At 58.8% G+C, this 13,834-nt stretch carries 12 protein-coding genes; 5 read left to right on the forward strand and 7 right to left on the reverse strand.

All coding sequences use genetic code 11. The features are described from left to right. Positions 1 to 25: 25 nt before the first annotated feature. Entirely contained in the window at positions 26 to 1,279 is a 1,254-nt protein-coding gene (locus ACJ8QF_RS14320) for an ABC transporter substrate-binding protein (RefSeq protein ID WP_049188973.1), read from the reverse strand. Between the two features lie 465 nt (positions 1,280 to 1,744). On the opposite strand from ACJ8QF_RS14320, the gene ACJ8QF_RS14325 reads away from it, so the two are divergent. The 4 genes from ACJ8QF_RS14325 to ACJ8QF_RS14340 all read left to right on the forward strand — a co-directional run bounded on the left by ACJ8QF_RS14325 (position 1,745) and on the right by ACJ8QF_RS14340 (position 6,966). Beyond that, a complete protein-coding gene (locus tag ACJ8QF_RS14325) occupies positions 1,745 to 3,415 on the forward strand; it encodes a DUF4091 domain-containing protein (protein WP_442537599.1) in 1,671 nt (556 codons plus the stop codon). Positions 3,416 to 3,570: 155 nt separating this feature from the next. Beyond that, positions 3,571 to 5,292, forward strand: a complete 1,722-nt coding sequence (gene olsF, locus ACJ8QF_RS14330) for an ornithine lipid synthase OlsF (RefSeq protein ID WP_004938233.1) — start codon at positions 3,571 to 3,573, stop codon at positions 5,290 to 5,292. Between the two features lie 101 nt (positions 5,293 to 5,393). Beyond that, complete coding sequence (locus ACJ8QF_RS14335; protein ID WP_049188971.1) at positions 5,394 to 6,176, forward strand: N-formylglutamate amidohydrolase; 783 nt, start codon at positions 5,394 to 5,396, stop codon at positions 6,174 to 6,176. A 76-nt stretch (positions 6,177 to 6,252) separates the two neighbouring features. Next, on the forward strand, positions 6,253 to 6,966 hold the full coding sequence (locus ACJ8QF_RS14340) for a flagellar brake protein (RefSeq protein WP_004938226.1): 714 nt from the start codon (positions 6,253 to 6,255) through the stop codon (positions 6,964 to 6,966). A 44-nt stretch (positions 6,967 to 7,010) separates the two neighbouring features. On the opposite strand, the gene ACJ8QF_RS14345 is transcribed toward ACJ8QF_RS14340, so the two are convergent. From ACJ8QF_RS14345 to ACJ8QF_RS14355, 3 genes are read right to left on the reverse strand one after another with little or no spacing between them, the layout of a single operon-like run. Then, positions 7,011 to 7,853 carry a PfkB family carbohydrate kinase gene (locus ACJ8QF_RS14345; protein WP_049240901.1) on the reverse strand — a complete coding sequence of 281 codons (843 nt, stop codon included), beginning with the start codon at positions 7,851 to 7,853 and terminating at the stop codon, positions 7,011 to 7,013. A gap of 3 nt (positions 7,854 to 7,856) precedes the next feature. After that, entirely contained in the window at positions 7,857 to 8,573 is a 717-nt protein-coding gene (locus ACJ8QF_RS14350; RefSeq protein ID WP_442537600.1) for a glutamine amidotransferase, read from the reverse strand. Further along, entirely contained in the window at positions 8,570 to 8,824 is a 255-nt protein-coding gene (locus tag ACJ8QF_RS14355) for a hypothetical protein (protein WP_004938217.1), read from the reverse strand. Before ACJ8QF_RS14355 ends, ACJ8QF_RS14350 begins: the two co-directional genes overlap by 4 nt. 66 nt (positions 8,825 to 8,890) lie before the next feature. Here ACJ8QF_RS14355 and ACJ8QF_RS14360 point away from each other — a divergent pair, with 66 nt between their 5' ends. Next, positions 8,891 to 10,195 (forward strand): aminotransferase class I/II-fold pyridoxal phosphate-dependent enzyme, encoded by a 1,305-nt coding sequence (locus tag ACJ8QF_RS14360; RefSeq protein WP_442537601.1) that lies wholly within the window; start codon positions 8,891 to 8,893, stop codon positions 10,193 to 10,195. Between the two features lie 194 nt (positions 10,196 to 10,389). Here ACJ8QF_RS14360 and pbpG read toward each other — a convergent pair whose 3' ends face one another. From pbpG to ACJ8QF_RS14375, 3 genes are all read right to left on the reverse strand, one after another. Then, the gene (gene pbpG, locus ACJ8QF_RS14365) at positions 10,390 to 11,226 is read right to left on the reverse strand and encodes a D-alanyl-D-alanine endopeptidase (RefSeq protein WP_442537602.1); all 837 of its coding nucleotides are present in this window, start codon (positions 11,224 to 11,226) and stop codon (positions 10,390 to 10,392) included. A gap of 242 nt (positions 11,227 to 11,468) precedes the next feature. Beyond that, a complete protein-coding gene (locus tag ACJ8QF_RS14370; protein ID WP_442537603.1) occupies positions 11,469 to 12,455 on the reverse strand; it encodes an MsnO8 family LLM class oxidoreductase in 987 nt (328 codons plus the stop codon). A gap of 264 nt (positions 12,456 to 12,719) precedes the next feature. Continuing rightward, entirely contained in the window at positions 12,720 to 13,805 is a 1,086-nt protein-coding gene (locus ACJ8QF_RS14375) for an acyltransferase family protein (RefSeq protein ID WP_442537604.1), read from the reverse strand. Positions 13,806 to 13,834 lie beyond the last annotated feature (29 nt).

The raw sequence follows: 13,834 nt of genomic DNA on the forward strand, positions 1-13,834 counted from the left end.
GGGGCAGCGCGCCGCGGCGGGGCGATTACTGCTCCATGACGCGCGCGATCTTCTTGACCGATTTGTCCATTTCCTGTTTGGCGTCCGCGCCCATAAAGATCTTCTTCAGGCTGGCGATCCACATGTTTTGCCACTTCGGCGTATTGGTGCCGGCGGTGGGGTAAGCCTGGGTCACTTCCAGGGTCTGGATGTAAGGCGAGACGTCGACTTTCTGAATCTGCTGCGCCCAGACCTTGGCCGCCGTCTTGTTGGCCGGGATCACCACCTTGGCCAGCTCCGCCTGTGAGGCCTCGCTGCTCATGAAGGCGATATATTTCCAGGCGGCCTGCTTGTGGGCGCTTTTCGCCGACATGGCGAAGGCCAAACTGTGGGCCACGCCGGACTGGCGTTCAATTTTGGGCATCATCACCACGCCGATGTGGTCGTTGATCAGCGGGTTATTGGCGAACGGCGCCGCCAGCCAGGAACCGGCATAGACCATCGCGGCGCGGTTGGACTGGAAGATGTTCTCGGTTTTGACTTCGCTCATCTGCTGGGCGCTTGGCATCAGGCCGTCTTTCATCATGCCCTGCAGCTGCTGATAGACCCAGAGGGATTTATCGTTGGCGATGTCGGTGGGCTGGCCATCTTTCGGCACGATGTGATTGCCGTTTTGGAACAGCAGGTTCATGTAACTGTCCTGACCGTCGATGCTGAGATCCATCACCAGCGGGAAGGCGGCGCCTTTCAGCCCGTTTTTCAGCGCGGCGGCCTTGCTCTTCAGATCGTCCCAGCTCCAGTCGCTGGTGGGATAGCTGACGCCGGCCTGATCGAACAGTTTTTTGTTGTACCACACGGCGATGGAATCGACGTCGCGCGGGATGGCCATCTGTTGGCCGTCGTACTGATAGGCTTTCACCGAGCTGGCGACCACGTCGTCCAGTTTAAGGCCGCTGTCCTTAATATAAGGCGCCAGCGGCTCCATAATGCCGTTTTTGGCGTACTGCACAAAATAAGGCATATTAATCCAGAATATATCCGGCGCTACGCCGCCGGCGGCAGCGGAATCTAATTTAACGAAATATTGCGCCGAGGGGGTTAATTCTATTTCTATTTTTATATCCGGATTAGCTTGTTCAAAACGCTTGGCAATCTCCTGTTCGGCGGGTAATTGGTTTCTGTCCCAAACGGCATAGCGTAAAGTTATTTTATCTGCGGCATGGAGCAGTGTGGGTAATAATAATGCGCTGGCAAGAATAGAATGCGCCAGCAGGCGGCCGGTATTTTTTATCGGTGACATTGCTTTCCCCTCGGTGAGCGACGAATAGCGTTTTTCGCAACGTAAATTCTTTCTATCCCTTAACTTTCAATGTGTCAATACACCCCCAAACGCCCAAAAATGGGGCGACAATGTTTCATTGTTGTTAAAATCGAAAGGCTTTTACGGCCAAGTGAAAGGGGTTTTTGTTCACATCTCATTAACCTTTTGGCGGGGTTTTTCCCCGGTGGCGCGGCATTTAGCGGCCTTCGCAGGCATAGGAATAACTGATAACCCTTGCACCATAATGGGGATTAAAAATATTTTTATTGTGCAAGCTTCAGCTTCTTTCATTTTTGTGATGCAAATAAACAAAAAAATCTTGCTGGGGCTGTCCGCGGAGGGCACTTGAACGTTTTTTATTGCCGGCTATTGTTTGTGGCGATAAAAGACGCTAGCCTGAATCTCACAACATTTATTCATCCAAAATAAAGAGGGCGAAATATCATGCGCCTGTCTCTGGTATTTACGCATTGCCTGGAAAAAGTATTTCATTGCCAAAATATGCCGCCCATTGCCGTGGAAAATCGGCTGAGCGGGTTAAATAACGAGGTGCTGTCCTGGCAGGCGGTGTACTGTTTGCAAACTCCGGGCAACGAGACTCGCCATGAGCTGTGTTATCAACTCGACGGGCCGCTGGCGGAGTATATCAGCGTGCGCCAGGTGCAATCGGTGCCGAGCGGTTTTCCCTGTTATCGCGAGACCGATGAGAATTACCTGACCACCGAGCCGGGCTTATTTCCTGATCCGCTGATACCGCTGCCGCAACGGCGTTTTTTTGCCGCCTGCCGCTATTATGGCAGCCTGTGGTTGACCCTGACGCCGCCGGCCGACGCGCAACTGGCCGGCGACTTTCCGTTGACCCTGCGGCTGCTGGATGCCCAGAGCGGCGAGGCGCTGGCCGAGGCCACACTGACGCTGCATCTGGTGCCCGCGGCGTTGCCGCCGCAAACGCTGTTGCACACCGAATGGCTGCACACCGACTGCCTGGCGGATTACTACCGTTTGGCGGTGTTCAGCCCGGCGTACTGGCGCGCGGTGCGCAACTTTGTGCGCTGCGCGGTGCAGGCCGGCGTCAATATGCTGCTGACGCCGCTGTTCACGCCGCCGCTGGATACCGCCGTTGGCGGCGAACGCACCACGGTACAGTTGGTGAGGGTGACACATTCGGCGCACGGGTATGGCTTCGATTTCAGCCGTCTGGCGCAGTGGGTGGCGTTGGCGCAGGAAGAGGGCATCGAGCACTTCGAAATCGCGCCGCTGTTTACCCAATGGGGCGCGGCGCATGCGCCGAAGATCGTGGTGGAGGAGCAGGGCGAGACGCGAACGCCGTTCGGCTGGCACACCGATGCGCAGGGCGAAGCGTATCAGCGTTTCCTACAGGCGCTGCTGCCGGCGTTGATCGCCTGGTTCCGCGAACGGGGGCTGGAACGGCAGGTATGGTTCCATGTTTCCGATGAGCCGACGTTGGACAACCTGGCGGCCTACCGGCGCGCCAGCGCCGCGCTGCGCCCGCTGCTGGATGGCTTCCGCACCTTCGATGCGCTGTCGGATTTCGCGTTTTATCAGCAAGGCCTGGTGGAAACCCCGGTCGTTGCGACCGACCACCTCGAACCTTTTATCGAACACCAGGTCCCCGGCCTGTGGGCCTATTACTGCTGCGTGCAGAAGACTGAGGTCGCCAATCGCTTCTTCGCTCAGCCTTCGGCGCGCAACCGCATATTGGGCGTGCAGCTGTATCTGTACCGCATCGCCGGCTTTCTGCACTGGGGATTCAACTTCTATAACAGCGCCCATTCGCGTGAACGCATCAATCCGTACGCGGTGACCGACAGCGGCCATGCGTTTCCCTCCGGCGATCCGTTCGTGGTCTACCCCGGTGAGGATCTGCAGCCGGTGGAGTCGCTGCGCCTGCGGGTGCTGCACCAGGGGCTGCAGGACATGCGCGCGCTGCAGCTGCTGGAGAGTTTGACCGATCGGGCGACGGTGGAAGCGCTTATAGAAAGTGAGCTGGGCATGCGCATCACCTTCAAGCGTTATCCGCACCAGGCCGGGCCGCTGCTGCGCCTGCGCGACGCGGTAAACCGCCGCATCGAAGCGTTGCTGGCGCCGATGTGAAGGCAAGTGGGGGCGAAAATGCGTCTTTCGCTCCCAATTCGCCATTACTTTGCTATACCTGATAGTCGATGGATTCACTTTATTGTCATGTAACTGACATGTCAGAGTCACGGCTCTGGCTTAAGTTTGCAGCGACTACGTCAGGAGATAACGCGATGTTCAGCCTGGATTCTCTGTTGCAAGATGCATTTCCACACCGCAATACCCCCGCCTGGCAGCGCAGCCTGCTAAGAACCCTTCTCTTCGAAAAAGAATTCAAACAGTTCGCCGCCGATTATCCCCATCTGAAAGGGCTCGATCTGATCGAGCAGGTGGTGGACTACTTTAACCTCAGCTGCGAACTGGTGGACGGCGATCTGGAAAACATCCCGAGCCAGGGGCCGGTGGTGCTCGTGGCCAATCACCCGATCGGCTCGCTCGACGGCTTGGTATTGCTGCGCGCCGTTGCCGCGGTGCGCCCGGACGTGAAAGTGGTGGCCAACCAGCTGCTGACCTACATTGAACCGCTGCGCAGCCTGTTCGTGCCGGTGGATAACGTCGCTTATAAAACCAGCCGCAAACAGATTGAAGGCATGCAGCAGCAGCTGGACAACCAGGGGGCGCTGATCCTGTTCCCGGCTGGCGAAGTGTCGCGCATGAGCCCGAAAGGCATCCGCGACGGCCACTGGCATACCGGTTTTCTGCGCCTGGCCGCCAAAGCGCGCGCGCCGATCGTGCCGATCCACATCAGCGCACGCAACAGCAACCTGTTCTACTTTACCTCTCTGGTCTACCGGCCGCTGTCGACCTTGCTGCTGGTGCGCGAAATGTTCCAGCAGCGGGGCGGGCGCATCAAGATCCGCGTCGGCGGCCGCGTGCCGTTCGCCAACTGGCACGACGGCCACACCAGCGCCAAGGATCTGGCGGAGCGTTTTCGCCGCCACGTCTATCGTCTGGGCCAGGGCAAGCCGGGGCTGTTCGCCAGCGAATCGCCGATCGCGCTGCCGGAAGATCGTCTGGAGCTGAAAAAGGCGCTGGCGAACTGCGAACGGTTGGGGGTAACGCCGGACGGTAAAACCATCTATCTCTATCGTCGCCATGACGAAGCGCGTACGCCAATCCTGCGCGAGCTGGGGCGCCTGCGTGAGATCGCCTTCCGCGCGGTGGGGGAAGGATCCGGCCGCCGCCGCGATCTGGACAGCTACGACGACGATTACTACCACCTGGTGCTGTGGGACGAGGAGGAGCTGGAGATCGTCGGCGCCTATCGCTTTATCCCTACCGCCGAACAAATTGCGCGCAAAGGGCTGGAAAGCATCTACAGCAACAGCCTGTTCCATTATGACCGCGATATGGAACCGATCCTGGCGCAGGGCATCGAGCTGGGGCGCAGCTTTATTCAGCCGGCCTATTGGGGCAAGCGCGGGCTGGACTATTTGTGGCTGGGCATCGGCGCCTATCTGTCGAAATACCCGCAGTACCGCTATCTGTTCGGCCCGGTGTCGATCTCCGGCGGCATGCCGCTGGCAGCACGTGATTTGCTGATCGCCTTCTATCGGCTCTATTTCTCGCCGGATCACGCGTTCGGCCAGTCGCGGCGGCCTTATCCGGCGTCGCTGCCGCAGGTGCTGGCGCAGTTTGCCGGGGACAACTATCAGGAAGATCTGGTGCGGCTGAAGAGCCTGCTCAGCAATATCGGCTGCTCGATCCCAACGCTGTACAAGCAGTACACCGAACTGTGCGAGCCGGGCGGGGTGCAGTTTATCGATTTCGGCACCGATCCGGCGTTCAACAACTGTATCGACGGGCTGGTGTTGGTGGATACCACGCGGCTCAAGCCATCGCGGTATCAGCGTTACATCGCGGTGCACCAGCCGCAGCCGGCCGAGACGGCATGACTACATTCTGACTCATGCCTTTTTGATCTAAGCACGACCTTGGGGCCGGCGACGGGATAGCGCTACGATAAACGTTTTGCTTTCCACCGCCGGAGCCCGTCATGCCCCATTCGTTTATCCCGCCGTTATTGTCCGCCGATGAACCCTCTGCCGCCGCCGTGGAAATCCCGCGCGGCAAAGCGCCCTTTTTGCTGCTGTGCGATCACGCCGGTAAGGCGATACCGCAATCCCTTGGCGACCTTGGTTTGCCGCCGGGGGAGATCGAACGCCACATCGGCTGGGACATCGGCGCGTTGAACGTGTCGCGCCATCTGAGCCGTCAGCTGGACGCCACCCTGATCCACCAGCGTTATTCACGGCTGGTGATCGACTGCAACCGGGCGCCCGGTATCGCCAGCTCGATCCCGCATTTGTCCGAACTGACGCCGATACCCGGTAATATCGGTATTGACGCCGAGCACGCGCTGGCGCGCGAGCGTGAGGTGTTTTTGCCGTATCACCACGCCATCGACGATCATTTGGGGCAGCGTCAGCTGCGCGAACTGCCGACAGCGGTGATCGCCATGCACAGTTTCACACCGGTGTTCAAAGGGGAATCGCGCCCCTGGCAGGTGGGGTTGCTGTTTAATCGCTACCCGGAATTTGCCCGGCTGCTGGCCGAGCTGCTGCGCGAAGAGGGGGATTTGCAGGTGGGGATCAACGAGCCCTATGCGATGACCGACGCCACCGACTACACGTTGCCGGTGCACGCGGAACGGCGCGGATTGCCTTACGTCGGCATCGAAATTCGCCAGGATCTGATCGCCGACGAACGCGGGCAACAGGCATGGGCGAAACGTTTCGCGCGCCTGCTGCCGCAGGCCTGGCAACGCTGGCAAATTTGACTTTAGGAATATTCCCAGAGATGATAACCATAAGGAATACATAAGACGTCATTAGAAAAAAAGTCAGGAGAGACGTGTGGAGCACAGCGATAACGGACTGTTTATCAAACGGGAGCGTTTTGAAGTTCTGGCGATTCTGCGTGAAATTTGCAAACAACGCACGCCGCTGCGCGTAGAAAATCAGCAGCACCGGTTTCAAAGTCTGTTATTGAGCGTCGGGCCGGACAATATCGTGTTTAGCGGTGAGGAAGCGGAAAACGCCATCGACGGCGCCTGCACCATCGTGATTGAAAGCCACGACGCCAAAATCGAGTTTTCCGTCGGTCAGGCAGAACTGACCGAACATCAGGGTGTCCAGGCCTGCTCGACCCGGCTGCCGCAGGAGTTGGTCTATATCCAGCGCCGTCGCCAATTCCGCATCACCACGCCGCACTGGCGCCAATTCTTCTGTACCGGCGAATACCCGGATGGCACGCCTTATGAACTGCGTATCCACGATCTCTCCGCCGGCGGCGTCGGTTTGCGTTTCGACGGCCCGCTGCCGGATTTCTTCCAGCCTGGCCTGCAGTTCAAAAAAGCGGAGCTGGATCTGGGCAGCTACGGCAGCTTCAAGGTCAATATGGAGCTGGTGGTGGTCAACGACGATCAGGAAACCGACGATAACGACCAGGTGGTGCACTTCTCGCGCCTGTCGTGCCGTTTCCTCAAGTTGGGGCTGGCGATGGAGCGCAAAATTCAGAGCGCGGTGTTCGCCTTCGAGCTGGATTTCAACAAAAAGAAAAAACGCTGATATTTATCAGGGGCGGGCATGCTGCCCCTGACTCCCCACAGGTCTTACGGTTTTAACGCCCGCAGGCTGCCAATCTCTTCCCAACCGAAATGCGCCGCTTCGGCCAGCACGTCGCACACTTCGCCGCCGGCGGCAACCACGGCCGCGTCGAGCGCGGCGCCGCGCAGCAGATGGCTCACCAGCAGTGCGGTGAACAGATCGCCGGTGCCTTTGACCGCCGATTTGACCTTCGGATGGGTAAAGCACTGCGCTTCCTGCCGGGTGACCAACATTAAACCCACTTCGTCTTCGTGCTGTGCCACGCCCGGCGCGCTGGTGACCAGCACCCATTCGGTGGTGTCGTTCAACAGCGCCTGCGCGGCGCGTTGCGTCTGCTCCCGGCTGCTCAAAGAGCGGCCGCACAGCTGCTCCAGTTCGAAGCCGTTCGGCGTCAGGCCGTTGGCCAGCCGCAGGAACGGTGAACGATAGCAATTGACGATGCGCTCATCCACGTAGATCCCTTCGCCGTAATCGCCCATCACCGGATCGATATAGATCCTTATCTGCGGATTGAGGGCGCGCACCCGCTGCAGCCAGTTGGCCAGAATATGGCACTGCATCACGTCGCCCAGGTAACCGACGATCACCGCCCGGGTGCGTTTCATCACGCCGCGGGCGATCAGATCGTCGAGAAAGCCGCCGAACCACTCGCCGGAGATGACGCCGCCATGCGGCTTGCCGTAATAGGGCGGGCAGCCGAACAGCACGCTGGGCACCTGCAGCGCTTCCAGCCCCTTTTTCAGCAGGGCACGGTAGGCGATACCGTTGCCGACGCTGCCGTAAACCACCTGAGATTGAATGCTGATCACGTCGATGGACGGTGATCGCAAGGGTGAAGCCTGTTGCATGAGTTACATCCTTGGTTCGTTATTATCCAGCCAGCGGGCGAACACCTGCCGCGCGCGCTGTTCCAGCTGTGCGCCGTGGCGCGCCGCTTGTTCGCGCAGGCTCTGGGGCGCGACGCCGGCCAGCTCCAGCTCGCAGGCATGGCCAACCAACCAGCGTTCGATATCGCGGTGATCCGCCTCCAGATGGAACTGCAGACCGAGTGCGAACCCCTGATAGTCGAAAGCCTGATGCGGGCAAATCGCCGTGCCGGCCAGGCAGCGGGCGCCGTCCGGGATCATGAACATATCGCCGTGCCAATGCAGCACCGGCGTATCGGCCAGCGGCGCCAGCACCGAGTCGTCTTGGGCCGCGAGCGTGGTCAGCGGAGCGAAGCCGATCTCTTTAACGCCGAGCGAAATCACGTCGGCGCCCAGCGCCTGGGCGATCACCTGCGCGCCGAGACACACCCCGAGGGTCGGCCGCCGCTGCGCCAGGCGCTGTTTGACCAGCGCCAATTCATGGTCGAGAAAATCATAGCGCTGCTCACCGGAAAAGTGCCGGGCGGCGCTGATCGGCCCGCCGAGCACCACCAACAGATCTGTCTCTTCATTATTGATAGCACGAATATCATCGCGACCGGCATCGTAATAGTCGATCTGATAGCCGCGCAGCGAGAGCAGGGAACCGAGAATACCCAGGTTTTCAAAATTGACGTGTCGAATGGCGACGGCTTTTTTCATTGTTTAACCTCGTGAGCGTGGGTGAACGGCGTCAGCGCCAGCGACTCGCCCAGCACCGTGATGCCCTGCGCGCCGCTCTGGTAGACGATGCGGCGTTCGCTGACCTGGCTGAGCTGCACCTGATAACCCTGCGCGGCCGGGAACAGCGCGCACGCCTGCTCCAGCTGATCGGCTGCCCAGGGGGTGAACATCTCCAGGCGGGCAAAGGCTTTTCCTGCATACTGAATGTCGAGCACGTAATGTTTATCCATGGAACCCCTTACTTTTGGCCGCGGAAGCTGCTAATCTTATTTGAACTAGTACAAAAGGATTTATGTATGGCTTTATTGTATGCAAAAGGCGGCGGCGCTGTCCAGATTGCCGAGCAGATCGCCGCACGCATCAAAGACGGCGCGCTGCGGCCGGGCGAGCTGTTGCCGCCGGTACGCCAACTGGCGGCGGAGCTGGAGGTCAATCCGAATACCGTCGCCAGCGCTTATGCCCGATTGCGCGATGCCGGCCTGGTGGCAACGCGCGGGCGGGCGGGAACGGTGGTGCTGGAGCCGCCGCTGGCGGCGGTGAGTGCGGCCTATACGCCGCGTCAGGTGCCGGCGGGAATGTGCGATCTGGCCAGCGGCAATCTGGATGCCGCATTGTTGCCGGCATTGGCGCTGGGCGCGGCGGAGGTGTTCCCGCAGCAAAATGGTTATGACATCAGTGGCGATCTGCCGGTATTGACCGGTCTGGGACGCGAGTGGCTCAGCCGCCAGGGCGTCACGCTGGGGGAACCGGCGGTGTTCTCCGGCGCGCTGGACGCGATGGAAAAGGCACTGCGCTGCCATGTGCAGCCGGGTGCGGCGGTGTGGGTGGAAGATCCCTGCTGGCCGCCGCTATTGACGCTTTTGCGCCATCTGCGTCTACGGCCGCTGCCGCTGGCGGTAGATGAACAGGGCTGTCGGTTGCCGGAAAGCGGGGCCGCCGGCGCGGTGATCCTGACGCCGCGCGCTCACAATCCGACCGGCGCTTCGCTCTCTGCGCAGCGCGCGCAACAGTGGCGGCGTTTTCTGCGCGACAACCCGCAGTGTCTGGCTATCGTCGACGACTTCTGGGGGCCGCTGTCGCAGCAGCCGCTGCATCTGCCGTTCGACGGCGATCGCGGCCTGTACGTGTTGTCGCTGAGCAAGTTTCTCAGCCCGGATCTGCGCATCGCGCTGGCCTGCGGCAACCCGACGTTGCTGCAGGCGATGCGCGCCGATCAGTACATCAGCGAACGCTGGGTCAGCCATATCTTGCAACAGATCGCCGCCAGGCTGTGGAGACAGGCCTTGCGGGAAGGGCAACTGCCGCGGGCGCAACAGGCATATCAGGCCAGAAGGGATGAACTGGTGCAGCGGCTCAATGCATTGAATCACACGGCGCTGGCGGTAGGTGAAGGGTTGCATCTGTGGCTGCCGGTGAGGTCGGAAAGCGCCGCCTCGCAGCTGATGGCGCAGCGGGGGTGGTTGGTGCAGGGCGGTGAGCCTTTCCGCCTGAAGGGCGGCCCGGCGCTCCGCGTTAGCCTGGCCAACGTGGTGCCGGCACAGCTGGCGCCGCTGGCGCAGGATCTGTCCGAAGCCATGCGGGCCGAGGCGGCGATCAACTAAGCCGGCGTCAGGTTTTCCTCCGCCAGCCGCTGTAGCGAGGTTAACCGGGCGGTCGGTTCGGCGATCTTCCAATATGCTCAAGGCACAAGTCATTTTCCCGCTCCTTCCGTCATCAGATATGCCTGACAAATACCGTGCGGGCGGCGTGAGGCTTAATACTGGTTGGCGATAGGGTGTTCCATTACGACGCGGTGTTACCCCCCCAGCCAGGCCTTCAGACGAATGGCGTCACGGTAGTGACCGTAGCGCGGCTGTGCGCCGAGCAGGATCATCACCACCGGCTGCCCTTTGATGGTGGTGCGCATCACCAGGCAGTGACCGGCCTCGTCGGTAAAGCCGGTTTTCTGTAGCTGGATCTTCCAGGCGGGGTTGTTGATCAGGCCGTTGGAGCTGCGGTAGACCAATTGGCCGCGGCCGGGGCGCACGATCTGCTGCTTGTCGGTGCTGAAGCGGCGAATCGACTGATAGCGATAGGCGTGATTGACCATCTTCAGCAGATCGTTGGCGGTCGCCACATTGCGCGGCGTCAGCCCGGTCGGATCGTAGAAGCGGGCGCGTTTCATGCCGATGGCGCGCGCTTTCTGATTCATTTTCGCCACGAAGGCCTTGCGCCCGCCGGGATAACTGCGGCTCAGCGCGGCGGCGGCGCGGTTCTCCGAAGACATCAGGGCGATGTGCAGCATGTCGCGGCGGCTGAGCACCGAGCCGATGGTCAGGCGCGAATGGGTTTTCTTCAGCAGATCGCGATCGGCGGCGGTGACTTTGAGCTTGCTGCCCATCGGGCGTTTGCTGTCCAGGGCGACCATGGCGGTCATCAGTTTGGTGAGCGAGGCGATCGGCAGCACGCGGTTCGGCTGCTTCTGATAAAGGGTCTTTCCGGTGCGTTGATTGACGACCAGCACCGATTTGGCATTCAGCACCAGCGGCGGTGCCGCGGCATGCACGGGCGCCAAAACGAACAGCAGACTGAACAGGAGGGTGGCGCCGAAGCGCCGTGCGGACAGACGGAGAAAAGCGTGAGATAAAAGCATAACGGTGGCAATAGTGACCCTAAGTGATTAAAAAATATCAAAAGAGTCTGCCCGGCAAATGTGAAGAAAATAGGGCGATAATCGCTCAAACTGTTACAACAATCCTTTTTGTCGCAGCGTGAAGCGGATGGCATCGTTCAAATCGTAGTCCGTGAGACGCTCGCGCGACGCCCAGCCCTTGCCATGCTGGCGCCGCTGGCGCAGGATCTGTCCGAAGCCATGCGGGCCGGGGTGGCGATCAACTAAGCCGGCGTCAGGTTTTCCTCCGCCAGCCGCTGTAGCGAGGTTAACCGGGCGGTCGGTTCGGCGATCGGCGTGTCGATGATGAACTCGTCCACGCCGTACTGCAGCTGCAGCTGCGCCAGTTGCTGATGCACCTGCTGCGCGGTGCCGAGCAGAACATGGCTTTCTCGCGGCTCGATGCGGTAGTCGGTGGCGCCGGCCTGTTGCACGAAACTCTCGGCCTGCGCCCGACTGCCGACGGTCACGCTCTGCTCACCGGCGACGTGCACGCGGTATTGCTGAATATCCGCCGCCAGCGTCGCGGCCTGCTCCGGGCTCTGCGCCACGATCGCCGCCACCGCCAGCAGCGCCTTGCGGCCGCCGCTGTGTGCGGCGTAGTGTGCCAGCGCTTCGCGAATGTCTTGCGGATTGCCGTTCAGATGCGCGGCGAACACGAAAGCCCAGCCGGACTCGGCCGCCAGCGTCGCGCTCTCTTTGCTGGCGCCGAGCAGAAAGCGCTGAGCGCCGTGCGGCGGCAACGGCGTGGCGCTCAGGCCGGGCTCGGCGTCGTCGTTCAGGTAGGCGGTCAGTTGCGACAGCTGCTGCGGGAAGGCCGGTTTGTTTTGCCGGTCATGGGCGGCCTGCAGCGCCTGGGTGGCGAGCGGTAGCCCACCGGGCGCTTTGCCCACCCCGAGATCGACGCGCCCCGGCGCCAGCGCCGCCAGCAGGTTGAAGTTTTCGGCTACCTTGTAGGCGCTGTAGTGCTGCAGCATCACGCCGCCGGAGCCGATGCGAATGCGCGACGTTTGGCCGAGCAGATAACCGATCAGCACCTCCGGCGACGGGCAGGCGAGCTGCGGCGTATTGTGGTGCTCCGCTAACCAGAAACGCCGATATCCCCAGCGTTCCGCCTGTTGCGCCAGATGCAGCGTGCGCGCCAGCGCCTGCGCGGCGCTTTCCCCTTCGGCGATCGGACTCTTTTCCAATATGCTCAAGGCATAAGCCATTTTCCCGCTCCTTTCCTCATCAGATATGCCTGACAAATACCATGCGGGCGGCGCACGCCTTAATACTGATTGGCGATAGAATATTCCATTGTTCCAAAACGGATTTAGATATGCGCAGGACGGCAAAACGTTTCAAACAATGAAGCGTTGAGCGTCGTTCGGTGTAAACGACACCGGGTATTTTAGATGCGTGTTTAAGGTTAACATTTCTAAAATACCCGAGTGGAAAAACTTGGTTTTTAAATAAGCTGACGGCACAGGTTTTTAAACGCGATCGCTTTGCAGTGATACATGATTTTTCTGCAGCCTTTTGTTGATTTTCATAGCCGGATTTTCTATCCATTTGAAACTCAAATAGGCAAAGACACTTGAAACTATCATTGATATCGCCATGTTAATGTATGGCGAGGCTACAAATACGGATGCGATGACTTGCTGTATTGGAAATGCCCAAAGATAAATGCCGTAGGAGATATCATTTTTTATCTTCAGCCTTTTCATATAGGACGTCGATGCGCTGTATAACAACAGCATGGAAGAGAATACATAAAATAGGGCAGTTTTGCCGATCTCATCATCGACGATAAAGAAAGCGAGGAGTGCGATAATGGCTGTTGCCAACAGGTCGCGAGTAGTTGCCCAATCTTTCAGTATTGCCAGAAGGCAACCTATTGCAAAAAAAGGGTAAAGTAAATAGATGCTTGGGCTATCTGATTTCACGATCAGATGACCTTTTAACGGAGTAAAAGGCTCAACGAGTATAAGGATGGATATGAGTACGATAAATAGTTTCTTGTAGGGGCCAAAGATAAGACTGACCAAGTATATTAAGAGCAGGTAAGAATATGCTTTTACTTCCATAGGGATAGTCCAAAGCGAGCCGTTTACGGCGTTGGAGGCATTGCTGCTAAAGACACCCGGGAGGTGGTACTGAACATCGAGTTTTAATGTTTTAACGACATAAGACCAAACGTCACTTGATGTAAAATAATCGGAGGGACTTAATGTGCTTAACCAGGGGCCAATAATGAGTGCCGATACGATGACCGTTAGCGCATAAGCCGGAAAAACCCTGAGAAAGCGTGAGCTAACATAATTTATTATTCTGCCATTGGCAAGGAGACTATTGGTAACGAGTAGGCCACTGATTAGGAAAAAGGTTTTTACGGCTAACCCACCGAATGAAACATGCCCCAGCAAGGTTATTTTGTATAAAATGTCATTACTTCCCTCTGATGGAGATAAGACAAACGCGTGGGCATAGATAACAAAATAAGCGCAGAATATTCTAATTAAATCAAGGTTGTTGTTTTCTCTTTTTATAAACTGATCAATAGTAATTGCTTTCATTAATAAACCACATTATTAAAATTTATCTG

Origin of the sequence: Serratia sp. CY81684 (assembly GCF_052166595.1) — a bacterium.
Classification (GTDB): Bacteria; Pseudomonadota; Gammaproteobacteria; order Enterobacterales; family Enterobacteriaceae; genus Serratia; species Serratia nematodiphila.